Here is a 23845-nt window from a genome sequence, read left to right as displayed (position 1 = left end):
GAAAATTATATGATTGGAATGATTGTTAGTGGACATGGTCATTTTGCGACAGGTGTTACTTCATCGGTTGAATTGATTGCTGGATATCCAGATTTCTATGTATCGGTTGATTTTGAACAAAATCACAGTACAGAGGATTTAAAGAAAAATTTAGAGAATGCTTTGGAACAATTAAAGGATTGTGAAGGAGTTTTAATCTTAACCGACTTACTAGGTGGTTCACCATTTAAAGTAGCGGTTGAATTAAGCATGGTTCATAGTGAAAAAGAAATTCGAGTTCTTTCGGGAACGAACTTAGGTATGATTATTGAAGGTAATCTTGTTCGCCAATTTGCGGAAAGCGTGGATGCTTTAGCGAATCAATTGGTACAAACAGGTCATGATCAAACCATGAAGTATGAATTCGTTGAACGGGAAGAAGTAGAAATGGAAGATGGCATTTAAGAGTGGTGAAAAGCCGCTCTTTTTCAGTAAAAAAGAAGCTTTCGCTTCTTAGAGTTGGTCATAGATTTTCTTTGCGTATTCACTTGGATTGATGTGGAATTTTCGAGTGAATTTTCGGGAAAAATAATGAATGGAATTAAAGCCTAATAAATTAGCTACTTGAGTAATAGAATATTTACCATCACGAATCAATAAACGACTTAGATTCAGTTTCTCATTATTGATATAAGCTTTCGGTGTAATCTTCATATAATTATTAAATAGATTTTGCAAAGTACTTCTTGAAATCGCAAAGTTATCACAAAGCGAATCAATTGGTAGTGGTTCATATAGATGCAAATTGATGTATTGCACAATTTCTTCTAGTAGGCTATTTTCATAATGCTGGTTGGCTGGTGAGCTGGTCTTTTGGGTAGAATGACCCATATGACTCTGTAGCTGAATGATAAAGGTTTCTAAACTAGAAACCAACAAATCGTTTTGGTAGTCATTTTCAAATTCAGTGTACTTAACGAATTGTTGAATAAGCTGAATTTCTTCTCGATTGCAATGATAGATTTTTCGAACGAGTTTATCATGGCACAAACCATCGGCTTCAAAGATAGCGGTTAGATAGGAACAAGGATTTTCGGAAGTGACTTTTTGATTATGAAATTGACCTGGACCATAGAATAAACAGTCATTGGCTTTTAAAGTAAAAGTTTCGTCTTCAACGGTCGTTTCGAGTTCCCCTTGGTCAACAAAGGTGAGTTCATAATAAGGATGAATCTCGCCTTTAAATTGGTAATGTGGACGTTTAACAACATAGTAATAAGCCAATAATTCTTGAATACGAATGCTTGGTTTAATGCGATGATACATCAATGTTTTGGCAAGACTAATCTTTTTAATTTCAGACTCTTTAGGCATGTATAGGTTATAAACAATGTAATTGCTCATGGTGACTAATGCGAACGCATTTCCCGGATAAATGCAAATTTTGCGATGCAAGGCAAAGGTTTCAATTTGATTAAGTTGTTCCTCTTTTGCGATGTGTAATAAAGCCATTCCTTCCATTGGCTCGATGTAAACGGGCTTGGAATAGGATATGAGCGTAGTGGTATTTTCGTTGAAGATGGTGTAATCTTGCTTTTGCAAGTTTGTTCGTGGAATCTCTCTTGAAACAAAACCATATTTTAAAAAATGGGAGCTGGTTGTTTTATTGAACATTATGGTAAACCTCTATCTCTATTCTAAAGATTATTTCAGTGAAAGCGTAGTAAAAATTGTCAAAAATATTTTTCTTTTACTAAAAAGTACACAAATTGTGTAAAAAAATGTAAATATGATTAGGGAAAGGATGTTACTATATAAGTAAGGAAACGCTTACAAGCAAGTTGCATTGTTAGAAAGGAAGTTTGTATGCCGGATATAGTTTTAACTAGAATTGACAACCGACTGATTCATGGCCAAGTAGCAACGCAATGGTCTAGTTCGATTGGGGCTAATTTGTTGTTAGTAGCCAATGATGAGGTGGCAGGCAACAGTTTCCGTCAAGGTTTGATGGATATGGCCGCTCCTTCTTATGCTCAGACAAGATATTGGACCTTGGAGAAGACGATTTCAACGATTCATAAAGCTTCTCCATCGCAACATATTTTTTTGGTCTGTGAAACACCTCAAGATGTCTTGAAGTTAGTAGAAGGTGGAGTACCAATCAAAAAAGTAAACATCGGTAATATGCACATGTCGGAAGGAAAACGACAAGTGGTAGGTAGTGTTGCTGTAGATGATGCAGATGTAGCTGCTTTTAAACGCCTACAAGAATTAGGCGTTGAATTAGAGATTCGTCGTGTGCCTCAAGAAGGGGCTGAAGATTTAAGCAAGCTTTTTAAATAAAGTAGTAAACGGATGGAATTGATAAAAGCGTTTCTGTAAGGATTTTCCACATATATTTAGGAGGATGGAAAGATGGAAGTTGTATTACTTGCAATTGTTACATTCATCTTTGCGATTGACCAATTCTCGTTAACAGAATTGTTGTATCGTCCTATCATCGCCTGCCCAATTATTGGGGCAATCTTAGGTAACCTTAACATCGGTTTAGTTGTTGGTGGTACTTATGAATTGATGATGGTCGGTAACATGCCTGTTGGCGGAGCTCAGCCGCCAAACGCAGTTTTAGGTGGGGTAGTCGCAATGATTTTCGCTGTTAAGTCAAACTTAGCAGTTGAAGAAGCATTAGGTTTAGCCATGATTTTCTCGGTATTTGGACAATACGTTGTGACCTTAACATTTACGGTTATGTCCTACTTCATGGCTGCCGGTGATAAGGCGGCTGAAGAAGCTAATCCAAAGGGAATCACAAATGTTACTTTAATTTCAATGTTAATCTTGGGTTCCTTATTCGCTGTATTATCCATTGTTGCTTACTATGGTGGTAGTGCGGCCGGAGAAACTTTAGCTGAATTTAAGAAGAACTTTTCTTGGGTAATGGCCGGCTTAGGTGCGGCAGGCGGAATGATGCGTTTCGTTGGTTTCGCTGTTCTATTAAAGATTATGTTAGCAAACGATATGTGGGGTATTTACTTCGCAGGTTTCGCTTTTGCGGCAATTCTCGGAAATATTCAAGCAACATCCGGCGCAACATTACTTTTAACCGCATTTATCGGTATCGCAATTGCATTGTTTGATTACCAAACAAATGTGAAGATTAAGAATAGTACCGGCTCTTCTAATGGAGGTGAAACAGATGGAATCTAATAAATACTTAACTTATGTGGATAAAACACCTGCTAAGCCATTAGACAAGTCCACTCTTAATAAGATGGTTTGGCGTTCTCTTAACCTACAAGCAGCCTTCAACTACGAAAGAATGCAGGCGGCCGGTTGGTTATGGAGTATCTTACCGGGTCTGGAAAAAATTCACACAAATAAAGAAGACTTAAGTACGTCTATGACGCACAACATGGAATTCTTTAACACCCACCCATTCTTAGTAACATTCGTTATGGGTATTGTGTTATCCCTTGAACAACAAAAAGCTGATGTCAACTTAATTCGTGGTGTCCGTACAGCCGCTATGGGTCCTTTAGGCGGTATTGGTGACGCATTATTCTGGTTCACATTAGTTCCTATCACAGCCGGTATTACGGCTAATATGGCCATCGGTGGCAGTATTGCCGGTCCTATCCTTTATTTCCTCATCACGTTCGGCGTTGAAATGGCTTTACGTTACTGGTTAATGTACTGGTCTTATGATTTAGGAACACGTGCGATTGAAGTCTTAACTAAGAATGCTCGTGAATTTACCCACGCCGCCTCTTTATTAGGTGTCTTCATCGTTGGTGCTTTGACATGTAACTATGGTTCAACAGCTTTAGGTATCTTAATTCCTAATGGCACAAAGATTGATCCGGCAACGAAGAAAACAGTTGAAAACTTCATTGATATTCAAGCATTATTGAATGGTATCTTACCGGCATTGATCCCATTAGGATTAACTTTAATGTGCTATACATTAATTAAGAAGAAGAATTGGTCGCCAACAAAGTGCATCCTCTTACTTCTTGTTATTGGTATTGTTGGTTGTGCTTTCGGTATTTGGTCATCCGGTGAATATACACCATTGGTACCAGTACCTTGGAGGGTTAAGTAATAAACTAATTAAAGGCTTGTGTCGTCACAAGCCTTTTTCTTCTCTTTCGTATTCATCAAAATATTCTTTTTGAATATCATCACTTAGTTCAATGTGATAATCTTCTTGTTTATTCCGAACCGCTTTTTTGTGTTTCCATTTCGATAACATAAAGTAAGCTGATATAACGATGATTAAGAGAATTGGAACGATGAATGGACTCATAAAATACTCCCTCTGTATAAGAATACTTCAAAAAAGTATGACAAGGAAGTATGGAAACCCTATAATGAGAAAGAAAGGATTGAAATATGGATTGGAAACTAATAGTAATTTTTATCATTTTAGCAATTATATTCTATTTATCGTATACATTTTTCTCTCAAAGACAAGCCGCTTTACTCTCAATTTTGTTGTATCAGAGTAGAGATTTTGATGGCTACTATAAGGAATTAGAAACAGTTTCCAGTAAATTTTTCTTTACTAAGAAGCTAAGAACCTTGATGAGATTGGATGCAATTTTATTAGAGGATAATGATCAAAAAATTCAAGAGATTATACCAATTGTGGATAGCTTTCGTCTGCGTTCGGTAGAAAGATTGATTGTAACAGCAAAGGAATTCTCTTATTGTGTTCGTCGCAATAAGAAGGAAGAAGCGTATCGTTACATTGCGGTTGCTAAAGAAAACTTTAAGTATTTAAGCCAAAGTAAAAAAGAGCAATACCAACCTTTGTTGGATGAATTGGAGATGACAAAATCCCTTGTGTTTGAACACAGTGGTCATTATGCAAAGGAATTGGAAAAAGCGGCGAAGAGTAAGCGGGATGGTTTAACCGCTGGTGTCTTTTTCTTAAAAGCGGCACTTGCGAACAATTATCGCAAAGAAAACGAAATTGCTTTGCAATGTTTAAGCAATGCTTATGAAAGATTGAAAGAAACTATCTATGCACCACAAATCAAATCCATTTGGGATAAGAAAGATTGGTTGGCATTAGAAACGTTGGTAAAAGAATTAAGCTAAAAATGAGGTTATATTGAAATAACCTCATTTTTAAATTAACCTAATTGTTCTTGATGAGAAGCATATAAATACTCATCAATGGTATAACCAACATGGGCTTTGATTAACTCCATTGGCTCATTCTTTAATTGACCGGCACGAACAGCAGTGTATTCTCTTGGTAAGAATTGACTTAGTACACCATAAGGAACACCGTCTTTAAAGTTTTCCAATAAGACCGCAATGGCTTTTTGAACCGGTTCTTGGGGTAAGTAATAACGAGAACGATCGGAGAAGCTGAACTTACGTTTATAAGAAATCTCATCTTCGGTTCCATGGTAATGTTTCACAAAGTATTTTGGATTTTTTAACATTTCTTCTTCCAAGACTTCCATAAAATGGCTTTGTTTGGAAGTTTGGGCTTTGTACACTTCCTTTTCGGCATACGCTAAAGCAAATAAAGCTTCTCTAGCGGCGTAGGTTAATCCGGGACCTACTTTTAATATTCCCACTCCATCTTCCACCATTTCTCTTAAATGGTATTGGGTTTGGTAATCGGTACTATGACCTTCAAAGACAAGATTGGCATAATCTTTGATACTAGCCATTAAATCCACCGCTTTCAAACGGTCATAATCCGTACAGCCAGCATCCTTTTCTTCTACACCGGGTTGAACTACAACCGCTATTACATAAGGCCAGCTTTCCTTTGGAAAGGCTTTTTCAAAAGTGGCGACGGTATTCTTGAAGTCTGCAACTTTCGTCACTTGGATGCCGGTATCCACGGCTTCTTGTGAACCACCGGGGATTGGCACTTCTGAACCAACCACATAAACAGGATGAATGGAATTAGGAAATTTTTTGATTCTTTCTTGATAAGCCGCTTCAGCAATCTTAGCCAAACGAGCACCACGGGTAGCGATGATTTCATCACTTAAACGAACATCTACAGGATCACCGGCTACTTTCATACTGGTATCAATATGAATTTTAGTGAAACCGGCTAAAACATATTGGCGAATTAATTCTTCCGCTTCTTGTAAGGCTTTTTCTTCCTCGTGATGAGCAAAGGTTAAAGGTCCTAAATGATCGCCGCCAAAGAGGATGCGTTCACTGTCAAAGTTTTCTTCTTTCGCTAATGTTTGAACAAATTCAATAAAGTCAGCCGGCTTCATTCCGGTATAACCACCATATTGATCCACTTGGTTTGCGGTTGCTTCAACCAACAAAATAGAATGAGTTTCTTTTGCTTTTTGTAAGCAAGCACGAATAACCAATGGATTGGCGGTACAAGCAGAATAAATACCAACGGCTTGCCCTGCTTTTTGTAAATCAATCAAGTGCATTAAAGGGTGTTTTATCATGATACTTTCTCCTTTTATGATTTAATTATAGCAATGTTGATTTAGCTTTCGTGTTAGACTATTTGTGATTTTCGGTATTAGAAGGGATATTTATGATTAAAGGAATTCTATTTGATTTTGATGGAACGGTTAGTTATCGATACAAAGCCGCTTTTGAAATGTACCATTGGTTTTTAGAGCAGATTGATCCAAGCTTAAAAGAAGATGTATTGCGTAAAGAAGAGATTTTACAAAGATGTTTATTGTGGGATCAATACGGAACCATCAACAAATGCTTTGCTTTGGAACAATTAAAAGCAAGGTATTATCCTGACTTGGAGATAGAAAAGATGTATCGGCTTTGGTATCAACATTTTCATAAACACCAATATCTAATGCCAAATGCGAAAGAAACGATAGTGAGATTAAAGAAAAAATACCAAATCGGCATGATTACCAATGGTCCTACAGAAAGCCAATTGATGAAAGTGGAGGCTTTAGGAATGAGGGATGATTTCCATCCTTTATTAGTATCGGAAGCCTTTGGTTGTGCAAAGCCAAATCCCAAGATTTATTTAGCGGCGGTAAAGGAAATGGATTTAAAACCGAAGGAAGTTGTTTTTGTGGGTGATACTTTTTCAACTGATATTGTTGGAGCAATAAGAGCCGGTTTAATACCAATTTGGTTTTGTTATGAAAGAAAAGGAATAACGAATTTGGATATTGCCCAAGTTTCCAGTTATCAAGAATTAGAAGAATGCTTGGAAAGGATGAATTGTGAGAAAGAAGTCTAAAGTAGCGTTGTTTACTGTATTGTTTGTTTTTGCCGGTTTTATTTTTCTTAGATTATTACCAATGCATGATAATCGAGGAAGAATTCCGGAAAGGTCAGTCGATGATTCGAAAGAAGCGGTGGCTATGTATGTTTATCGGCATAAAAAATTACCTTCCTTTTATATGACAAAAGCAGAAGCACGTAAGAAGGGTTGGTCAAGTGGCAGTTTGGATACGATGGTACCCGATAGAGCGATAGGTGGTGACCGTTATGGAAATTTTGAAGGAAAACTACCCTATAAAAATGAAAAGTATTTTGAAGCAGACATTGATACAATTGGCAGAAAGAAACGTGGAGATAAGCGAATTATCTTCACGAAAAAGGGAGATGTTTGGTATACTGCTGACCATTATGGTCATTTTAAACAACTATATAAAGGGGAATAGACATGGAAATAAAAATTCGATATAGCGATGTTCAAGACCGAAAGTCTTTTATGATATGGGTAAAAAAGGGATTTGGATGGGATGTGAATAACCTAGATGCTTTAGCGGATTGTCTTTCAGAAGGAGAAATGGAGTATTATTTTTATCTCGAACAAGCAGATTTAGCTAAGATGAGCATCGGTTCTTTTTCGTATTGCTTTTTAAAAATGTTAGTATTTTTGGTCTCGGAGGAGCAACGTTTCCATTTGGAATTGATTTAGAATTTAGAAATTTACAAAGCTTAGAAAGCTTAGTGTTTATCGGGGAAAAAATATAGTTGGGAGATTGTGCGAAAGTTCTTGCAATCTCCTATTTTTGTGGTAAACTACTAAAGCACTCGCATGGATGTGGGAGGTTGCCGGCACGCCGAGAGGCGTTGTCATAAGGCGTGATAACCGGGGAATTTCCACGGAGCGATCCACGGAAGGTGGAGTGAATATAAGGAGGAAAAATTCATGGCAAAGAACTCAGTAAGAATTCGTTTGAAGGCTTACGAGAACAGAAGTCTTGACGCAGCCGGCGAAAAGATTGTGAAGACGGTTGCTAGCCACGGTGCTAAGAAGATTGTCGGACCTGTTCCGTTACCTACCGAACGAGAAATCATCACTGTTCTAAGAGCTGTCCACAAATATAAGGATGCTCGTGAACAATTCGAAATTCGTACGCACAAGAGATTGATTGAAATCATTGGTCCAAGTGCTGAAACAATCGATGCTTTAAGTCGTTTGGATTTACCATCCGGTGTTGACATCGAAATCAAGTTATAGAAAGGACAGGATAAAGCATGAAAGGTATTCTAGGACGTAAACTTGGTATGACTCAAGTATTCGCAATTGATGGAACTTTAATTCCTGTCACTGTGATTGATGTTAAGCCAAATGTCGTACTACAAAAGAAAACAAAGGAAGTAGATGGCTACGAAGCGGTTCAACTAGGCTATGAAGATGTTAAAGAACATCGTTCAAACAAACCGGCAATGGGACATGCTAAGAAAGCAAACACTGCTCCTAAGAAGTACATTAAGGAAATCAGAGCGGATGAGATGATGAATCTTGAAGTTGGTACTGAAGTTAAGGCTGACTTATTCAAAGCCGGTGACATTGTTGATGTACAAGGTACAAGTAAAGGTAAAGGCTATAGCGGTACAATCGTTCGTAACAATGCGGCTCGTGGACCTATGGGTCATGGCTCCGGTCATCACCGTCATATTGGTTCTTTAGCAACGAATGGTCGTAATAATGGCGTTGTTAATAAAGGAACAGCTATGCCCGGTCAAGAAGGCGGCTACACCACAACCAATCAAAATCTTCAAGTTATCAAAGTGGATGCTGAAGAAGGTTATATGTTAGTGAAGGGAAATATTCCCGGACCTAAAAAAGGACTTGTTGTTGTTAAGACAACAGTGAAGCCAGTTAAGGAGGTTGCTCCAATTGAAATCATTTCTTATGCTGGCACATCGGTTGAAGAAGAGCTTGAAAAAGTTGCTGAAACAATTGATGAGGAAATTGCTTCAGAAGCAGTTGCGACTGAAGCGGGAAAGTAGAGGAATAACGAATGGCTAAAATGGAGGTATTCAATCAGGAAGCTAAGTCTGTTAAGACAGTAGAAGTTTCTGATGCTGTGTTCAGTATTGAACCAAACCAACAAGTTATGTTTGACGCTGTTCTTGCTTACCAAGCCGGATTAAGACAAGGAACGCATTCGACTTTGACAAGAGCCTTTGTTTCGGGAACAGGTAAGAAGCCTTTCCGCCAAAAAGGAACAGGTCGTGCTCGTCAAGGTTCGACAAGGGCAACTCAATGGAGACATGGCGGAGTTGCTTTTGGACCACAACCTCGTAAGTATGGTGTGAAGACAAATCGCAAAGTTCGTCGTTTAGCTTTGCGTTCCGCTTTATCGGAAAAGGTTCTGGAATCCAATTTCGTTTTAATTGAAAACTTGAACTTTGATGAAATTAAGACAAAGAAAGCAGTTGCTTTATTAAATGCTTTTGGTTTCGATCGTAAGACATTATTCGTGGCGGATTCTTCGGAAGAATTTGATAACGCCTATATTTCAATGAGAAACTTACCAAACGCATTGGTGACAACTGTTTCTAGCCTAAATGTTTATGACATTGTGAATGCAAATAAGGTTGTTTTCACAGAAAAGGCTGTTGAAAAAGCCGGGGAGGTATTTGCGTAATGACTGCACGTGATATCATCGTAAGACCTGTTGTTACAGAGAAGACAATGCGTTTATCGAGCGAAGAAAACAAAGTAACATTCATCGTTCACAAGAACGCAAACAAGATTTCGGTTGCACAAGCCATTCAAGAAATCTATGGCATCAAAGCCGAAAAAGTTAATATCGTTAATGTTCATTCCAAGACAAGAAGAGTTGGACGTTACGAAGGAAAGACTTCCGCTTTAAAGAAGGCGATTGTTCAATTGCCTGAAGGAAGTTCAATTGAATTATTTGGTTCAGCTGAATAATTGATTTACTATCGGAGGAAATCGCTATCTCCGGACAAAATGCGAAAGGAAAAAGAAAATGGCAATTATTAAATACAAGCCAACCAGTGCCGGTCGTCGTAATATGTCGACTCTTAGTAATGAGCGCATTACTAAGAAAACGCCTGAGAAGAGCTTATTAGCTCCACTTAATAAAAAGGGTGGACGTAATAATACGGGTCGTATCACAACTCGCCATCAAGGCGGTGGGGCAAAACAGAAGTACCGTATTATTGATTTCAAACGTAATAAAGATAGTGTTCCTGCTAAGGTTGCCGGTATCGAATACGATCCGAACCGTAATGCGAACATTGCACTATTGCATTATGTAGATGGTGAAAAGAGATACATCTTAGCACCGGCTGACTTACATGTTGGTGACACCGTCATTTCTGATGTTGCGGTCGATATTAAAGTTGGTAATGCAATGGAACTACAAAACATTCCTGATGGTACATTCGTTCATAATGTTGAATTAACAGCCGGTAAGGGTGGTCAATTGGCTCGTGCGGCCGGTACTTCGGCGCAAATCTTGGGTTCAGAAGGTAAGTTCGTTACTGTTCGTTTGACATCCGGTGAAGTTAGAAGAATTCATGGCAATTGTCGGGCAACGGTGGGAGTTGTTGGCAATGGTGATTACAGCTTAGTGAATTTAGGTAAAGCCGGGCGTTCTCGCTGGCTAGGTATTCGTCCTACCGTTCGCGGTTCAGCTATGAACCCTGTGGATCACCCGCATGGCGGTGGTGAAGGTCGTGCTCCAATTGGACGTAAGGCACCTATGACACCTTGGGGTAAGAAAGCTATGGGTCTTAAGACACGTAATCCTAAGGCACATAGTAGTAAGTACATCGTCAGAAGACGTAATGGAAAGTAAGTTGAAAGGAGAAATTAGATGTCAAGAAGTTTGAAAAAAGGTCCATTCTGTGATGACCATTTGATGAAAAAGGTTGAAGCATTGAATGCGACCGGCAAAAAAGAAGTGATTAAGACATGGTCTCGTCGTTCAACCATTTTTCCTAGCTTTGTTGAACATACCTTTGCGGTTCACAACGGTAAAGAACATGTGCCTGTTTATGTAACCGAAGATATGGTTGGTCATAAGTTAGGTGAATTCGTTCCTACCCGCAAGTTTGGTGGTCATGGGGATGACAAGAAGGCGTAAGGAGGAAGGTAAAGATGGATGTTAAATCAACAGCGAAAACAGTCCGCTATACGCCTCGTAAAGTGAGATTGGTTTTAGATTTAGTACGTGGCAAGAGCGTTGAAGAGGCTTTGGCAATTCTTCAATTCATGCCCAATCATGCAGCTACTGCTGTAGCGAAAGTTGTTAAGAGTGCGGCGGCTAATGCGACACACAATCATCAATTAAACGCTGATGCATTATATGTGAAAGAATGTTATGCAAACGAAGGCGTGGTTATGAAGCGTTTCATGCCTAGAGCAAAAGGTAACGCTACTCAAATCTTAAAGAGAACTAGCCATATTACGGTTGTGGTTAGCGATGTGAAGTAAGGAGGAAGGTCAAAAATGGGTCAAAAAGTTAATCCAATCGGATTGCGCGTTGGCGTTATTCGTGATTGGGAATCCAGATGGTATGCTGATAAAGCAGACTTCGGTGATCTTCTAAATGAAGACAATCGCGTTCGTGGATTCTTAGAAAAAGAATTTAAAGATGCTTATATTTCTCGTATTGAAATTGAAAGAACCGGGAAGAAAGATGCTAAAGTAATCATTCGTTGCGCTCGTCCGGGTGCTCTACTAGGCAAAGATGGTGACCAAGATAAGATGGTTGTTTTACGCAAGAAGTTAGGTAAGTTAACTGGTGGCAAGAAGGTCAAGGTTGATGTTGTTGCGGTAGCTAATCCGGATTTAGACGCTCGTTTAGTTGCTCGTCGTATTGCTGAACAATTAGAAGCTCGTCAATCATTCCGTATTGCGCAAAAGAAAGCCATTCAACAAACGATGAAATCTGGTGCTAAGGGTATTAAGACATTAGTGAAGGGTCGCTTAGGAGGAGCTGAAATTGCTCGTCAAGAAGGTTACTCACGTGGTGTTGTACCTTTACATACACTACGCAGTGATATTGATTATTCGGCTCAAGAAGCAACCACAACCTATGGTAAGTTAGGCGTTAAAGTTTGGATTTGCCGTGGTGAAGTTCTTCCCGGACAAATGGTTAAAGAACCGGAAGCTCCTAAGGGGCGTGGGAATGACCGTCGTAACAACCGCCGTGGCGGAAGAAGTGATCGTCGAGCAAACAACCATGCAGCTCGTCAAGAAAAGGTAGAAGCTGTTGCTGAAGAAAACAAAGGAGGTCAAAAATAACTATGTTGATGCCTAAGCGTACAAAGTATAGAAGACCTCATCGTTTAAGCTATGAAGGTATTTCCAAGGCCGGTCGTGAGATTGTTTTTGGTGAATATGGCTTGGTAGCGGATGATGGTGCTTATATCTCCTCTGCTCAAATCGAAGCGGCCCGTGTTGCTATGACACGTCATATGAACCGTCAAGGTCAAGTTTGGATTAAGATTTTCCCACACTTGGCTAAGACGAAGAAACCTTTAGAAGTCCGTATGGGTTCCGGTAAAGGGGCTCCTGATCACTGGGTAGCGGTTGTCCAAAAGGGACGCATTATGTTTGAAGTTGCAGGGGTTAGTGAAGAAATTGCCCGCGAAGCTTTGCGTTTAGCTGCTAACAAGTTAGGCGTTAAAACCCGCTTTGTGAAAAAAGGCGAGGAGGCTAAATAATGAACGTTAAAGAAATTAGAGATTTAAGTAGTGAAGAACTTCAAAAGGAAGTTGTTAGCCTTAAAGAAGAACTTTATACTCTTCGATTTGCTCAAGCGACCGGAAGTTTAGAAAATCCTGCTCGTATTAAGGACATTAAGAAGACAATTGCACGTATTTATACAGTATTAACAGAACGTGAAAGTTCTGAAGCTAAGTAAAGGAGGAGCTGGAAATGGAAAGAAATTCTCGTAAAGTCCTACGCGGAACGGTTGTTTCGGACAAGATGGACAAGACCATTGTTGTAGAAATTAGTACAACTAGAAGCCATCCTTTATATGGCCGACGCGTTAAGTACTCACAAAAATACAAAGCTCATGATGAAGAAAATGTTGCTAAGATTGGTGATGTTGTTGAAATCATGGAAACTAGACCATTAAGTAAAGATAAGCATTTCCGTCTTGTGAAAGTCGTTGAAAAGGCAGTTATCTTATAAGGCACAGGAGGACAGTATGATTCAAAATGAAACAAGATTGAAGGTTGCTGATAACACCGGTGCCAAGGAATTATTGGTTATTCGTTGTTTAGGCGGCTCAAAGCGTAAGAGTGCTACAATTGGTGATGTTGTGGTTTGCTCGGTAAAGCATGCGGCTCCACATGGAACGGTTAAGGAGGGTCAAGTCGTTAAAGCGGTTATCGCTCGTACGGTATATGGTCTTCGCCGTGACAATGGTAGTTATATTAAGTTTGATGAAAACGCCGCTGTAATCATCAAGGAAGATAACACACCGGTTGGAACACGTATCTTTGGACCGGTTGCTAAAGAATTAAGAGACAAGGGTTATGCAAAGATTGTTTCCCTTGCACCGGAAGTGTTATAAGGAGACCAATATGAAAATTAAGACAGGCGATACAGTCAAGGTCATCAGTGGCCACTATAAAGGAACAATTGCTGAAGTTAAGGCGGTTAGTCCAAGAACCAACCGTATTATCGTAGAAGGTGTCAACATGATTAAGAAGTCTTTGAAGCCAACACAAGCTAATCCGGAAGGTGGCGTTGTTGAACGTGAAGCTCCTATTCATGTTTCAAATGTTATGTTGTATGACAAGAAAGAAAAGGTTGCTTCTCGTGTTGGCTATTCTATTAATGCGAAGGGCAAGAAAGTTCGTGTCTTAAAGAAGACCGGGAAAGAAGTGAAGGAGGCTAAGAAATAATGAACGAATTACATGTTAAATATAATGAAGTTGTTAAGCCTTCTTTAATGAAAGAATTCAATTACAGCTCGGTTATGGAGGCACCGAAGATTGTTAAGGTTGTTCTTAACATGGGTGTTGGTGATGCGATTGCTAATCCTAAATTATTGGATGAAGCAGTTGAGGAATTGACGGCTATTTCCGGTCAAAAGCCGGTTGTAACAAAGGCTAAGAAGTCCATTGCCAATTTTAAACTTCGTGAAGGGATGTCTATCGGTTGTAAGGTTACATTACGTGGTGAAAGAATGTATGAGTTCTTAGATAAGTTAATCAATCTTTCGCTTCCACGTGTTCGTGACTTCCGTGGTGTGAGTGCTACTGCTTTTGATGGTCGCGGTAACTATACATTAGGGGTTAAGGAACAATTGATTTTCCCTGAAATTGATTTTGATAAGGTGAATAAGGTTCGTGGTTTGGATGTTGTTATCGTGACAACAGCTAAGACAAATGTTGAAGCTGTCGCACTATTAAAGGGCATGGGTATGCCATTTGTTAAATAAGAAAGGAGAATATCATGGCTAAGACAAGTTTAAAAGTTAAACAATCTCGTCCTGCAAAATTCTCCACACGTGAGTATACTCGTTGTGAAATTTGTGGACGTCCACATTCAGTTTTAAAGAAATATAAAGTTTGCCGTATCTGCTTCCGTGAATTAGCCTACAAGGGTCAAATTCCTGGTGTTAAGAAGGCAAGTTGGTAAGGAGGAAAGACATTATGAATATGACAGATCCTATTGCTGATATGCTTACACGCATTAGAAACGGTGTTCAAGCTCGTAAAGAGAGTGTGGATGTTGCTCCTGCTTCTAAAGTGAAAGTAGAAATCGCAAAATTATTGAAGTCTGAAGGTTACATTGAAAACTATGTTGTATCTGGTGAAGGTACAGAAAAGAAAATCACCGTTACATTGAAGTATCAAGGTGATTTAAAGGTAATCTCTGGAATTAAACGTATTTCAAAACCGGGTCTTCGTGTTTACGCCAAAGGTGATAACATTCCTAAGGTGTTAAATGGTTTAGGTGTTGCTATTATCTCTACCTCTAAGGGTATGATGTGCGATCGCGAAGCTCGTAAGAACCACATTGGCGGCGAAGTTGTCGCTTATGTTTGGTAAGGAAAGGATAGAAAAGAATGTCACGTATCGGTAATAAGGCGATTACCATTCCTGCCGGCGTAGAAGTTAGCATCGCTAGTGGTAATGAGGTGACTGTAAAGGGTCCTAAGGGAACATTAGTGAAGACTTTTTCTCCATTGATGGAAATTTCCGTGGACGCTAATGTACTTACAGTTAAGCGCCCAAATGAAGAAAAACATACAAAACAATTGCATGGTACAACTCGTGCTTTGATTGCCGCTATGGTTGAAGGTGTAAACACCGGTTTCACTAAGACCTTAAAAATTGTTGGTATTGGTTATCGTGCCGCTTTAGCCGGCTCTGAACTAACATTGAATGTCGGTTTCTCACATCCGGTTAAGTTTACAGTTCCAAGTGATGTTAAGGTAGAAGTACCTGACGCAAATACCATCAATGTGAGTGGAATTGACAAGCAAATTGTCGGTCAATTCGCCGCTGTTGTTCGTGCAACCAAGAAACCGGAGCCATATGGTGGAAAAGGTATTCGTTATGTTGATGAAATTGTTCGCCGTAAAGAAGGAAAGACGGCTAAGAAATAGGGAAGGGAGATAAGAATATGTTGAAATTAATCGATAAGAATCAAGTTCGTATTCGTCGTCATAAACGTGTACGTAAGATTGTCAACGGCACTCCTGAATGCCCTAGATTGAATGTGTACCGTTCGAATGCACAAATTTATGCACAAGTTATTGATGATGTTGCGCATAAGACATTGTGTGCTTCTAGTTCTCTTGAACTCAAGCTGGAAAATGGCGGAAATGTAGAGGCGGCTAAGAAGGTTGGCGAAGATATTGCTAAGAAGTGCTTAGCGGCTAAGATTGAAAGTGTTCGTTTCGATAGAGGCGGATATGTATACCACGGTCGTGTGCAAGCTTTAGCAGATGCGGCTAGAGAAGCCGGCTTGAAGTTCTAGTAAGGAGAAAACAAATGGCAAACGAAAATAAGAAAAACTTTAAAAAACGCGAACCAAAAGAGTTCGAAGATGTTGTTGTCTCCATTAACCGAGTAAGTAAGACAGTCAAGGGTGGACGTCGCATGCGCTTTGCCGCTCTTGTTGTTGTCGGTGATAAGAAGGGTCGTGTTGGATTTGGCATGGGTAAGGCCGCAGAAGTTCCGGACGCAATCCGTAAAGCTACGGAATCTGCTCAAAAGAACGTTTTCCGTGTCAACTTAGTAGACAATTTCCGTACCGTTCCTCACCAAGTTAAGGGTAAACATTTATCTTCAACGGTGTTCTTAGCACCGGCCGCTCCAGGTACCGGAGTAATCGCCGGTGGTGCAGTTCGTTCAATTCTTGAATTAGCCGGTGTATCTGATGTGCTATCTAAGGTCATTGGTTCAAGAACAAGCGTAAACGTCGTTTATGCAACTTTAGAAGCATTAAAGGGATTACGTACAGTTAATGAAGTAGCTAAACTACGCGACAAGAAAGTCGCTGAAGTTCGCTAGGGAGGTCCAAGATGAAATTAGAAAACCTACAGTATAACGAAGGAGCACGTTTTAGTTCAAATCGTGTTGGTCGCGGCCAAGGTTCTGGTAATGGAAAGACTTCTGGTCGTGGACAAAAAGGTCAAAACTCTCGTTCCGGTGGCGGTGTAGCTATTGGATTTGAAGGTGGTCAAACACCTTTCTTCAAGAGAATGCCTAAACGTGGGTTCACAAACTTCAACCGTAAGGAATATGCAGTTGTGAATGTTGAAGCATTAAATACTTTTGAAGAAGGCGTTACAGTTGATGTTGAAACTTTAAAAGCTTGTGGTCTTGTTAAAAAGACATTTGATGGTGTTAAGGTTCTAGGAAATGGTGCATTAGAAAAGAAGTTAGCGGTCAAGGCTAATAAGTTCTCTGAATCAGCTAAGAAGGCAATTGAGGCGGCAGGCGGAAGTGTAGAGGTGCTCTAACATGTTAGGGACCTTTGCCGGCTTGTTTAAAAATAAAGAAACAAGAAATAAGATTTTCTTTACTTTAGCTATGCTGCTTATTTACCGTTTTGGATCTGCTATTCCGGTTCCGGGTGTGAATACATCCCAGTTTGCTAAGCAGATTGCCGGCAACTCATTACTTGGCATGATGAACTTACTTGGTGGTGGTGCTTTGGAAAGACTTTCCATTTTCGCCATGGGGGTTACCCCTTACATTACGGCTAGTATTATCATTCAGCTGTTATCGATGGATGTGATTCCTTCTTTAACAGAAATGAGTAAATCCGGACAAACGGGTCGTGTGAAGATTGAAAAGATTACACGATACTTAGGTGTTGTGTTGGCCTTCGGTCAATCCTTCTCACTTGTATATGGATTTGATGTTCAATATAAGATTTTGCAAAATGCACATTTTTCAGGATATTTATACACAGCAACCGTCATGACGGCAGGTACCATGTTCCTTATTTGGATTGGTGACCGTATTTCCATGAAAGGTATTGGTAATGGTTTATCTATTATTATCTTTGCCGGTATTGTATCGAACTTTCCGGCCGCATTTAGTCAGGTCTACGCTATCTTAACCGGTGGCTCAACACAGGGCGAAATGTTTAATGGAATTTTACAGTTTGGTTTGTATATCTTATTATTCCTTGCAATTATCGTCTTCGTTATTGTTATGGAAACGGCAATTCGTAAGATTCCTGTTCAATATACAAATAGCTCTACAACAAGAGGGGGATCGGATGTCACCTTCCTTCCTCTTAAGATTAATTCGGCTTCGGTTATTCCGGTTATCTTTGCGCAAAGCATTATGCTTGCCCCACAGATTATTATTAGTTTTTTCAATGCTGATTTATACAACAAATTAAGTCAGTGGTTGAGTTTGACGACTTGGACCGGTCTTGGCTTGTATGCTGTATTAACCATCTTGTTTACATTCTTCTATACGGATTTACAAGTGGATCCGGAACAAATGGCGGATAACTTAGGTAAATCAGGGGCGTATATTCCAGGTATTCGTCCGGGGAATGAAACAAAAGTTTATGTTTCAAAAGTCCTACACCGTATTACTGTTTTAGGGGCAACAGGTCTAACGATTATTGCGGTTATTCCTTACTTATTAACGATGTTTACGAAGTTATCGCAAGCAACGGCAGTAAATGGTACTGGTATTATTATCGTTGTGGGTGTTGCCTTAGAAACGATGAAGCAGTTAAAAGGTCAATTAACCCAGAAACAATACAAAGGGTTCTTCAAAAAGTAGGAGGAAAAGATGAATATTCTCATTATGGGTCCAGCAGGTGCTGGTAAAGGCACTATGTCAAAAGAAATTAAAAGAAAGTACAACGTTCCTCATATCTCCACCGGTGATATGTTCCGCGAGAATATCAAAAAAAACACTCCTCTTGGCGTCAAAGCGAAAGAATACATGGAAGCCGGTAAGTTAGTACCGGATTCTTTGGTCAATGATATGGTGGAGGATCGCCTTCGACAAGATGATTGTGCAAATGGTTATCTGTTAGATGGCTTTCCTCGTAGCCTTGGTCAAGCGGAAGCTTTAACCGAAATCACGAATAAAATTCATCGTTCGGTGGATGTGGCTTTGGTTCTTGGTGTTGATATTCGTGTTCTGGAACAGAGAATTACAGGTCGACGTATTTGTAAGAATTGTGGTTCGATTTACCACATTAAAAATCACCCATCAAAAGTAGAGGGTGTTTGTGATGTTTGTGGTAGTGAGTTAACACAAAGAAAAGATGATACGTTAGAACAACTTCAAGTTCGTATGGATGAATATAGAAACCAAACAGAGCCTGTTATTCAGTATTATGAAAAACAAGGGATTGCGAAGTATGTGGATGCTGGTCAACAACCGGAAAAGGTATTCGCTGATATCCAGAGTATTCTTGACGCAGTTAAATAAGGGAAAATAAATGAGTAAACAAGATGTCATTGAAATCGAAGGCGTAATCGAAGATATTCTTCCGAATGCGAACTTCCTAGTGAAACTTCAAAATGGTCACGAAATCCGAGCCCACGTTGCTGGTAAAATCCGTATGAATTACATTCGCATTTTACCGGGAGATCGGGTTACCGTTGAAATTTCACCGTATGATTTAACACGTGGGCGTATTACTTATCGTCATAAGTAGTACAATATAGAAAATGTCTAGGAGGCACAAAACATGAAAGTTAGACCATCAGTAAAACCAATTTGTGATAAGTGCAGAGTTATCAAGCGCAAGGGCGTTGTTATGGTAATCTGTGAAAACCCTAAGCACAAACAAAGACAGGGTTAATAAAGGGAGGAAATAAATATGCCACGTATTGCCGGTGTTGATATTCCACGTCATAAGGTGATTGGAATTTCATTAACTTATATTTATGGTATTGGTCCTACAACTGCTAATAAGATTTTGGCAGAATGTGGAATTGATCCAGCTACAAGAACATCTGAATTAACGGATGAACAAGAAACAGCAATTCGTTCCAAAGTGGATTCTATTAAGACGGAAGGTGACTTGCGTCGTGAAACAGCATTAGACATCAAACGTTTAATGGAAATTGGATCTTATCGTGGAACACGTCATAAGAGAGGGTTACCTGTTCGTGGTCAAAGAACCAAGACTAACGCTCGTACAAGAAAAGGACCACGTCGTACAGTGGCCAACAAGAAGAAGTAATAGGAGGATAATATGGCAGCTAATACAAAGAAAAAGGGTGCTGTTACTCGCAAGAAGAGAATACGCCGCAACGTCGCTAAAGGAATCGCCCATATTCATTCCACATTTAATAACACTATCGTAACCATCTCTGATGAAGCAGGTAATGTTGTTGCTTGGAGCTCTGCCGGGGCGTTAGGATATAAGGGTTCTCGTAAGTCAACTCCTTATGTAGCTCAATTGACCGCTGAAGCGGCTGGTAAAGCCGCTGTTCAACAAGGTATGAAGAGCGTTGAAGTAAATGTTAAAGGACCCGGTGCCGGTCGTGAAGCGGCTGTTCGTTCCTTACAGACAGCCGGATTGAACATCACTGTAATCAATGATGTAACACCTATTCCTCATAATGGTTGTCGTCCACCAAAGAGACCTCGTGGTTAATGAAAGATAAGGAGGATGGAAACATGCAAAAATTTGAACGCGCTGATTTTGAAGTTCAAGAATACGTTGAATCTGAAAATTACGGTAAATTTGTCCTAACTCCATTGGAGAGAGGATTTGGTACCACAATTGGGAATGCGCTTCGTCGTGTACTACTTTCCTCTTTGCCTGGAGCTGCAGTTTTCTCCATCAAAGTGGATCAAGTCTATCATGAATTCACCTCTATTTCAGGTGTTCGTGAAGATGTGTCCATGATTATCTTAAATCTTAAGCAATTAGTGATGAAGATTGAAGATGATGAAGAATATACTTTACAAATTTCTGCTAAGGGTCCGGGTGCTGTGAAGGCTATGGATTTAATCGTTCCTGCACAAGTTGAAATAGTAAACAAAGACCTGGTGATTGCCAACCTTGAAGAAGGTGCAACATTAGAAATGGAAATTAAAGTACAAAATGGACGTGGATACGTTAGTGCTGATATCAATAAGCAATTAAGATCGGGTGTTTCTCAAGGAATTGGTACTGTTTATACAGATTCCATCTACACTCCAGTCACAAAAGTGGCTTATCATGTAGAACCAACACGTGTTGGTGAAAATGTGAAATACGATGAATTAACCATGGAAGTAACAACCGATGGTTCCATTAATCCACAAAAAGCTTTATCGTTGGCCGCTAAGATTTTAGTAGACCACTTAGAGATTGTTGCTGGAATTAACGACGAGGTTGTTGTATCCGATAGCGTTATTAAGCAAAGTACAGCAGAAAGACCAAATAAGGGTCACCAAATGATGATTGAAGATTTAGATTTATCGGTGCGTTCTTATAACTGCTTAAAGCGTGCAGGTATCCAAACTGTTGATGAATTAACACAAAAGACAGAAGATGAAATGATGCGTGTGCGTAATCTTGGTAAGAAATCACTTAAGGAAGTTAAAGATAAGCTTATCGAAATGGGCTTTAGCTTTAAGACCTTTGACTAATGGAGGAATATTATGTGGAATCGTAAATTTGGTCGCAATGCGGATCACCGTAAAGCGATGTTAAGAAACCTGGCTACTTCTGTCATTCTATACGGTCGTGTAGAAACAACTGAAGCTAAGGCTAAGGATATGCGTTCGGTCGTTGACCATTTAATCACCTTAGGTAAGAAAGGTGATTTGGCTGCTCGACGTCAAGCCGCTTCTTATGTTCGTCATGTAGTAGCTGATGAAGTAACACAAAAGACCGTCTTACAAAAATTATTTGATGAAGTAGCTCCTAAGTATGCAGATCGTAATGGTGGTTACACGCGTGTTATTAAGACAGGTGTACGCCGTGGTGATTCTGCTCCTATGGCATTCATTGAATTAGTTTAATTTAGGAAAGGAGAGTGCTGGTCATTCTCCTTTTTTAGACATAGAGAATCAATGACAAGCGCAAAGAAATAAGTAAATGAAGTTGGTTAGTTGGACAAAAAGTTTTCTTAGAAAGCATATAAGTAGACAAATCTAAGCCTAATGATTATCATTAAAAATCATACAAACAACGAATAGGAGGGAAGGATATGAAACAATATACTAAAAAAATGATGTGTTGTTGCTGTTTCAAGAATGTCCGGATTGATACTTTATGTTCGTTGACTCTGCTTTGAGTGTGCACTTTAGTAGCGAATGAAATCATCTAGCTATTAATCCAAGGGCGTATATTCTTGGATTTTTATTTTATCGGTTGTTTGGTGATAAGCGGTCAGAAAAAGGGAGTATAAAAATGGGAAACATTAAAACATCAATATTACAACTCATTGGTCATACACCATTATTAGAGTTGACACATTATGAAAAGGAATTAAACTTGCGTTCACGTTTGGTCGCAAAATTAGAATATTTCAATTTAACAGGTTCGGTTAAAGATCGCATTGCTTACCAAATGATTTGTGATGCACAAGAAGCAGGCGTATTAAAACCTGGAGCAACGATTATTGAACCCACCTCCGGTAATACCGGCATTGGTTTAGCTGCCGTTGGTGTCGCAAGGGGTTATCAAGTTATTCTTGTAATGCCTGAAACAATGTCAGTTGAACGTCGTAAAATTATGAAGGGCTATGGTGCTGAATTAGTATTAACAGAGGGCGCAAAAGGGATGAATGGAGCGATTGCTAAAGCAGAAGAATTGGCGAAAGAAATTGAGAATTCATTTATTCCACAACAATTTGAAAACTTATCCAATCGTAAAGCGCATTATATAACGACCGGTCCGGAAATCTGGCAAGATACCGATGGTAAAGTAGACATCTTTATCTCTGCTATTGGTACAGGTGGAACCATATCAGGAACAGGGAAATATCTTAAGGAACAAAACCCAAATATAAAGGTGATTGGGATTGAACCGGCGAATAGTGCTGTCTTAAATGGTGGTCAGCCCGGAAAGCATTCTATTCAAGGAATTGGTGCCGGTTTTATTCCAAAAACATTAGATACAGAGATTTATGATGAAATAATTGCGGTTACGGATGAAGACGCATTCAAAACCGGTGCTGAAATAGGAAGAAAGGAAGGAGTATTGGTTGGTATTTCTTCAGGTGCTGCGATGTGGGCGGCGCTTGCGGTAGCGAAACGAAAGGAAAATGAGGGAAAATTGATTGTGGTATTATTACCGGATTCAGCCGATCGTTATTTATCAACTTCTTTATTCACGGAATAAAAATGGAAAATTTTAAAACATTAATAGATGAATTAAACGCTATTCAAGATGAGGACGTTCTTTTAAAAGTAAAAGCACCGGAACGAACGAAAATTATTGCGATTATAAAACAGATACAAGCTTTATTACTACCGGATTATTATCTTATTGAAAATATGAGTCAAGAACAGATTTTGGATCAGCTTGCCAAAGATTTAAAAAAAGAAATACAAGCCGCTTTGCAGTTTAATAGCAGAGATTGCTCTATTTGTGGAAGACTGAGAGATCAATTTCTGGAGCAAATGCCAAAGATGAAACGCTCTATTCTTACGGATATTCAAGCAATTTATGATGGTGATCCAGCCACTTGGTCAAAGGCTGAAGTGATTTTAGCTTATCCGGGCTTCCATGCCATCTTTATTTACCGCATAGCGCATGTGCTATACACACTACAAATTCCTTATATTCCACGCTTAATGGCAGAATATGCCCATGAAAAAACGGGGATTGATATTAATCCCGGTGCAACGATAGGGGATTATTTCTGTATTGATCATGGTACTGGTGTTGTGATTGGTGAAACGGCTGTATTAGGTCATCATGTCAAGTTGTACCAAGGTGTTACTTTGGGAGCGAAGAGTTTTAAAAAAGATGAGGATGGAAAGTTGGTTAAAGGTGGTAAACGACATCCAAATATTGGGAATAATGTTGTTATCTATGCGAATGCGACCATCCTTGGTGGTGAAACCAGCATCGGTGATGATTGTGTGATTGGCGCAAGTGTCTGGATCACAAATTCAGTTGAAGCAGGAGAAACGGTTTATTTTAATCCGAATAGACAATAGGATAGAAGGAAAACTTTTATCCTTTTTAATGCCTAAACAAAAA

Annotated in this window: 41 protein-coding genes; 38 read left to right on the top strand and 3 right to left on the bottom strand. The window is 39.4% G+C overall.

Annotation, left to right across the window (positions count from 1 at the left end):
- Positions 1–9: 9 nt before the first annotated feature.
- Complete coding sequence (agaF, locus tag JOS54_RS07305; RefSeq protein ID WP_203244933.1) at positions 10–444, top strand: PTS galactosamine/N-acetylgalactosamine transporter subunit IIA; 435 nt, start codon at positions 10–12, stop codon at positions 442–444.
- A 48-nt stretch (positions 445–492) separates the two neighbouring features.
- On the opposite strand, the gene JOS54_RS07300 is transcribed toward agaF, so the two are convergent.
- Entirely contained in the window at positions 493–1653 is a 1161-nt protein-coding gene (locus JOS54_RS07300; RefSeq protein ID WP_203244932.1) for an AraC family transcriptional regulator, read from the bottom strand.
- Positions 1654–1845: 192 nt separating this feature from the next.
- Here JOS54_RS07300 and agaV point away from each other — a divergent pair, with 192 nt between their 5' ends.
- The 3 genes from agaV (at position 1846) to JOS54_RS07285 (ending at position 4081) form a co-directional block, all read left to right on the top strand.
- On the top strand, positions 1846–2322 hold the full coding sequence (gene agaV, locus JOS54_RS07295; protein WP_203244931.1) for a PTS N-acetylgalactosamine transporter subunit IIB: 477 nt from the start codon (positions 1846–1848) through the stop codon (positions 2320–2322).
- A 72-nt stretch (positions 2323–2394) separates the two neighbouring features.
- Positions 2395–3186 (top strand): PTS sugar transporter subunit IIC, encoded by a 792-nt coding sequence (locus JOS54_RS07290; protein WP_203244930.1) that lies wholly within the window; start codon positions 2395–2397, stop codon positions 3184–3186.
- Positions 3176–4081, top strand: a complete 906-nt coding sequence (locus JOS54_RS07285) for a PTS system mannose/fructose/sorbose family transporter subunit IID (protein ID WP_203244929.1) — start codon at positions 3176–3178, stop codon at positions 4079–4081. Before JOS54_RS07290 ends, JOS54_RS07285 begins: the two co-directional genes overlap by 11 nt.
- Positions 4082–4105: 24 nt before the next feature.
- On the opposite strand, the gene JOS54_RS07280 is transcribed toward JOS54_RS07285, so the two are convergent.
- Entirely contained in the window at positions 4106–4285 is a 180-nt protein-coding gene (locus JOS54_RS07280; RefSeq protein WP_203244928.1) for a hypothetical protein, read from the bottom strand.
- Between the two features lie 86 nt (positions 4286–4371).
- On the opposite strand from JOS54_RS07280, the gene JOS54_RS07275 reads away from it, so the two are divergent.
- Positions 4372–5082 carry a hypothetical protein gene (locus tag JOS54_RS07275; protein ID WP_203244927.1) on the top strand — a complete coding sequence of 237 codons (711 nt, stop codon included), beginning with the start codon at positions 4372–4374 and terminating at the stop codon, positions 5080–5082.
- Between the two features lie 35 nt (positions 5083–5117).
- On the opposite strand, the gene JOS54_RS07270 is transcribed toward JOS54_RS07275, so the two are convergent.
- Positions 5118–6425, bottom strand: coding sequence for a class II D-tagatose-bisphosphate aldolase, non-catalytic subunit (locus tag JOS54_RS07270; RefSeq protein ID WP_203244926.1), 1308 nt, complete (start codon positions 6423–6425; stop codon positions 5118–5120).
- Between the two features lie 92 nt (positions 6426–6517).
- On the opposite strand from JOS54_RS07270, the gene JOS54_RS07265 reads away from it, so the two are divergent.
- The 33 genes from JOS54_RS07265 to JOS54_RS07105 all read left to right on the top strand — a co-directional run bounded on the left by JOS54_RS07265 (position 6518) and on the right by JOS54_RS07105 (position 23802).
- Positions 6518–7198, top strand: a complete 681-nt coding sequence (locus JOS54_RS07265; protein ID WP_203244925.1) for an HAD family hydrolase — start codon at positions 6518–6520, stop codon at positions 7196–7198.
- Positions 7182–7625 carry a ribonuclease domain-containing protein gene (locus JOS54_RS07260; protein WP_203244924.1) on the top strand — a complete coding sequence of 148 codons (444 nt, stop codon included), beginning with the start codon at positions 7182–7184 and terminating at the stop codon, positions 7623–7625. The genes JOS54_RS07265 and JOS54_RS07260 overlap by 17 nt, the downstream gene beginning before the upstream one ends.
- Positions 7626–7627: 2 nt before the next feature.
- Entirely contained in the window at positions 7628–7885 is a 258-nt protein-coding gene (locus JOS54_RS07255) for a barstar family protein (RefSeq protein WP_203244923.1), read from the top strand.
- 234 nt (positions 7886–8119) lie between these two features.
- Positions 8120–8431, top strand: coding sequence for a 30S ribosomal protein S10 (gene rpsJ / locus JOS54_RS07250; RefSeq protein ID WP_203244922.1), 312 nt, complete (start codon positions 8120–8122; stop codon positions 8429–8431).
- A gap of 17 nt (positions 8432–8448) precedes the next feature.
- Positions 8449–9207 carry a 50S ribosomal protein L3 gene (gene rplC / locus JOS54_RS07245; RefSeq protein WP_203244921.1) on the top strand — a complete coding sequence of 253 codons (759 nt, stop codon included), beginning with the start codon at positions 8449–8451 and terminating at the stop codon, positions 9205–9207.
- Positions 9208–9218: 11 nt separating this feature from the next.
- Positions 9219–9848 carry a 50S ribosomal protein L4 gene (rplD, locus tag JOS54_RS07240; RefSeq protein WP_203244920.1) on the top strand — a complete coding sequence of 210 codons (630 nt, stop codon included), beginning with the start codon at positions 9219–9221 and terminating at the stop codon, positions 9846–9848.
- On the top strand, positions 9848–10138 hold the full coding sequence (gene rplW, locus JOS54_RS07235) for a 50S ribosomal protein L23 (protein WP_203244919.1): 291 nt from the start codon (positions 9848–9850) through the stop codon (positions 10136–10138). The genes rplD and rplW overlap by 1 nt, the downstream gene beginning before the upstream one ends.
- A gap of 58 nt (positions 10139–10196) precedes the next feature.
- Positions 10197–11030, top strand: coding sequence for a 50S ribosomal protein L2 (gene rplB, locus JOS54_RS07230; RefSeq protein WP_203244918.1), 834 nt, complete (start codon positions 10197–10199; stop codon positions 11028–11030).
- Positions 11031–11048: 18 nt separating this feature from the next.
- Positions 11049–11318 (top strand): 30S ribosomal protein S19, encoded by a 270-nt coding sequence (gene rpsS / locus JOS54_RS07225; RefSeq protein ID WP_203244917.1) that lies wholly within the window; start codon positions 11049–11051, stop codon positions 11316–11318.
- Positions 11319–11332: 14 nt separating this feature from the next.
- Entirely contained in the window at positions 11333–11668 is a 336-nt protein-coding gene (gene rplV / locus JOS54_RS07220; protein WP_203244916.1) for a 50S ribosomal protein L22, read from the top strand.
- A gap of 15 nt (positions 11669–11683) precedes the next feature.
- Positions 11684–12481, top strand: a complete 798-nt coding sequence (gene rpsC, locus JOS54_RS07215; protein ID WP_203244915.1) for a 30S ribosomal protein S3 — start codon at positions 11684–11686, stop codon at positions 12479–12481.
- 2 nt (positions 12482–12483) lie between these two features.
- Positions 12484–12903, top strand: coding sequence for a 50S ribosomal protein L16 (rplP, locus tag JOS54_RS07210; RefSeq protein ID WP_203244914.1), 420 nt, complete (start codon positions 12484–12486; stop codon positions 12901–12903).
- Complete coding sequence (gene rpmC / locus JOS54_RS07205) at positions 12903–13103, top strand: 50S ribosomal protein L29 (protein WP_203244913.1); 201 nt, start codon at positions 12903–12905, stop codon at positions 13101–13103. The genes rplP and rpmC overlap by 1 nt, the downstream gene beginning before the upstream one ends.
- Before the next feature lie 14 nt (positions 13104–13117).
- Positions 13118–13378: a 30S ribosomal protein S17 gene (gene rpsQ / locus JOS54_RS07200; RefSeq protein ID WP_203244912.1), complete on the top strand. Its 261-nt coding sequence runs from the start codon at positions 13118–13120 to the stop codon at positions 13376–13378.
- Between the two features lie 16 nt (positions 13379–13394).
- On the top strand, positions 13395–13763 hold the full coding sequence (gene rplN, locus JOS54_RS07195; protein ID WP_203244911.1) for a 50S ribosomal protein L14: 369 nt from the start codon (positions 13395–13397) through the stop codon (positions 13761–13763).
- A 10-nt stretch (positions 13764–13773) separates the two neighbouring features.
- Entirely contained in the window at positions 13774–14097 is a 324-nt protein-coding gene (rplX, locus tag JOS54_RS07190; RefSeq protein ID WP_203244910.1) for a 50S ribosomal protein L24, read from the top strand.
- Positions 14097–14636 (top strand): 50S ribosomal protein L5, encoded by a 540-nt coding sequence (rplE, locus tag JOS54_RS07185; RefSeq protein ID WP_203244909.1) that lies wholly within the window; start codon positions 14097–14099, stop codon positions 14634–14636. The genes rplX and rplE overlap by 1 nt, the downstream gene beginning before the upstream one ends.
- A gap of 14 nt (positions 14637–14650) precedes the next feature.
- A complete protein-coding gene (locus tag JOS54_RS07180; RefSeq protein WP_203244908.1) occupies positions 14651–14836 on the top strand; it encodes a type Z 30S ribosomal protein S14 in 186 nt (61 codons plus the stop codon).
- Positions 14837–14850: 14 nt separating this feature from the next.
- Complete coding sequence (rpsH, locus tag JOS54_RS07175) at positions 14851–15249, top strand: 30S ribosomal protein S8 (RefSeq protein WP_203244907.1); 399 nt, start codon at positions 14851–14853, stop codon at positions 15247–15249.
- 17 nt (positions 15250–15266) lie between these two features.
- Positions 15267–15809 carry a 50S ribosomal protein L6 gene (gene rplF, locus JOS54_RS07170; RefSeq protein ID WP_203244906.1) on the top strand — a complete coding sequence of 181 codons (543 nt, stop codon included), beginning with the start codon at positions 15267–15269 and terminating at the stop codon, positions 15807–15809.
- A 17-nt stretch (positions 15810–15826) separates the two neighbouring features.
- Positions 15827–16183, top strand: coding sequence for a 50S ribosomal protein L18 (rplR, locus tag JOS54_RS07165; RefSeq protein ID WP_203244905.1), 357 nt, complete (start codon positions 15827–15829; stop codon positions 16181–16183).
- Positions 16184–16197: 14 nt separating this feature from the next.
- On the top strand, positions 16198–16719 hold the full coding sequence (gene rpsE, locus JOS54_RS07160) for a 30S ribosomal protein S5 (protein ID WP_203244904.1): 522 nt from the start codon (positions 16198–16200) through the stop codon (positions 16717–16719).
- Positions 16720–16730: 11 nt separating this feature from the next.
- A complete protein-coding gene (gene rplO / locus JOS54_RS07155; protein ID WP_203244903.1) occupies positions 16731–17171 on the top strand; it encodes a 50S ribosomal protein L15 in 441 nt (146 codons plus the stop codon).
- Between the two features lies 1 nt (position 17172).
- Positions 17173–18459 carry a preprotein translocase subunit SecY gene (gene secY / locus JOS54_RS07150; RefSeq protein ID WP_203244902.1) on the top strand — a complete coding sequence of 429 codons (1287 nt, stop codon included), beginning with the start codon at positions 17173–17175 and terminating at the stop codon, positions 18457–18459.
- A 9-nt stretch (positions 18460–18468) separates the two neighbouring features.
- Positions 18469–19119 (top strand): adenylate kinase, encoded by a 651-nt coding sequence (locus JOS54_RS07145; protein ID WP_203244901.1) that lies wholly within the window; start codon positions 18469–18471, stop codon positions 19117–19119.
- Positions 19120–19129: 10 nt separating this feature from the next.
- Positions 19130–19348: a translation initiation factor IF-1 gene (gene infA / locus JOS54_RS07140; RefSeq protein ID WP_006626550.1), complete on the top strand. Its 219-nt coding sequence runs from the start codon at positions 19130–19132 to the stop codon at positions 19346–19348.
- 33 nt (positions 19349–19381) lie between these two features.
- Entirely contained in the window at positions 19382–19495 is a 114-nt protein-coding gene (gene rpmJ, locus JOS54_RS07135; protein ID WP_006525027.1) for a 50S ribosomal protein L36, read from the top strand.
- Positions 19496–19513: 18 nt separating this feature from the next.
- Positions 19514–19879, top strand: a complete 366-nt coding sequence (rpsM, locus tag JOS54_RS07130; RefSeq protein WP_203244900.1) for a 30S ribosomal protein S13 — start codon at positions 19514–19516, stop codon at positions 19877–19879.
- A 12-nt stretch (positions 19880–19891) separates the two neighbouring features.
- Positions 19892–20296 carry a 30S ribosomal protein S11 gene (gene rpsK / locus JOS54_RS07125; RefSeq protein WP_203244899.1) on the top strand — a complete coding sequence of 135 codons (405 nt, stop codon included), beginning with the start codon at positions 19892–19894 and terminating at the stop codon, positions 20294–20296.
- Positions 20297–20319: 23 nt separating this feature from the next.
- The gene (locus JOS54_RS07120) at positions 20320–21279 is read left to right on the top strand and encodes a DNA-directed RNA polymerase subunit alpha (protein WP_203244898.1); all 960 of its coding nucleotides are present in this window, start codon (positions 20320–20322) and stop codon (positions 21277–21279) included.
- Positions 21280–21291: 12 nt separating this feature from the next.
- Positions 21292–21654 carry a 50S ribosomal protein L17 gene (rplQ, locus tag JOS54_RS07115; protein ID WP_203244897.1) on the top strand — a complete coding sequence of 121 codons (363 nt, stop codon included), beginning with the start codon at positions 21292–21294 and terminating at the stop codon, positions 21652–21654.
- A gap of 391 nt (positions 21655–22045) precedes the next feature.
- The gene (cysK, locus tag JOS54_RS07110; protein ID WP_203244896.1) at positions 22046–22978 is read left to right on the top strand and encodes a cysteine synthase A; all 933 of its coding nucleotides are present in this window, start codon (positions 22046–22048) and stop codon (positions 22976–22978) included.
- Between the two features lie 2 nt (positions 22979–22980).
- A complete protein-coding gene (locus JOS54_RS07105) occupies positions 22981–23802 on the top strand; it encodes a serine O-acetyltransferase (protein ID WP_203244895.1) in 822 nt (273 codons plus the stop codon).
- Positions 23803–23845 lie beyond the last annotated feature (43 nt).

Source organism: Bulleidia sp. zg-1006 (genome assembly GCF_016812035.1).
Taxonomy (GTDB): domain Bacteria; phylum Bacillota_I; class Bacilli_A; order Erysipelotrichales; family Erysipelotrichaceae; genus Bulleidia.
This window is presented reverse-complemented; position numbering and strand designations above follow the sequence as displayed.